Origin of the sequence: Suttonella ornithocola, from assembly GCF_001889065.1 — a bacterium.
In the GTDB taxonomy this organism is placed as follows: Bacteria; Pseudomonadota; Gammaproteobacteria; order Cardiobacteriales; family Cardiobacteriaceae; genus Suttonella_A; species Suttonella_A ornithocola.
Genome location: NZ_LWHB01000317.1, coordinates 1 through 664, shown reverse-complemented (window position 1 = coordinate 664; position 664 = coordinate 1). Strand labels below are relative to the sequence as shown.

Genomic DNA, 664 nt, shown 5'->3' with positions numbered 1-664 from the left:
TGTGTCGGTTTTTTGGATGTTGGTTTAATCTTTTTTTATGCGTTATCTTTAGTCGCTTTAGAGCATAACAAATCGCTGATTGCGAGACAATTAAAACGTCTAGCTCTTTCCCATTGGTAATCATCAGGATACTGCTCAATATCCTTAAGCAAGGCTTCATCATCAATCTTTGAGGGCTTACGCTCAGTAAAGCCTTTAGGATGGGGATTTTTAATCCAGCTATAGACGGTGAATTTGCTGATCTTGTAGCGCTTTGCAACAGCGCGCCAAGTTTCTCCATTAGCAATATCGTTAAGAATTTTTTGTCGGAATTGGCGGCAGTAGGTCATAGGATATGCTCAGTTTGTTTTTGATAATTCTACTACAAGTTGTTCTTTATATCTGCTTTGGATAGATTGGATTCTAAGTGATTTGACTATAGAACCATCATATAAGCGTAAGGCAAACAATTCTCCATTGATAATGGCTCCAATCGCATTGCTCTGGTTCTTTAAATGCCAGTTATCACTTCCATGACAAACTTGTCCTTTTGTGCTGTAGCCATAAGCTCTATGAGCAAAGGCTTTAAAACCACATTCATCAAGATAGACTATCGGTTTGTCTTGAGCGGTCTTATCTACTATTTGTTCTTGAAAGTGCTCTCTTTTCTCTGTGTCAGCTTTTG

The 664-nt window shown here is 38.4% G+C and carries 1 protein-coding gene and 1 pseudogene; both read right to left on the bottom strand.

The genetic code is table 11. The features are described from left to right. Window positions 1-35: 35 nt before the first annotated feature. Entirely contained in the window at window positions 36-329 is a 294-nt protein-coding gene (locus tag A5N85_RS14055) for an IS630 transposase-related protein (RefSeq protein ID WP_072577666.1), read from the bottom strand. Window positions 330-338: 9 nt separating this feature from the next. After that, a pseudogene (locus A5N85_RS15935) lies at window positions 339-664 on the bottom strand (hypothetical protein); the annotation flags it as partial.

Excerpts from the sequence above, each read along its gene's own strand:
- A5N85_RS14055 (WP_072577666.1), bottom strand. The coding sequence starts at position 329 with ATGACCTACTGCCGCCAATTCCGACAAAAAATTCTTAACGATATTGCT.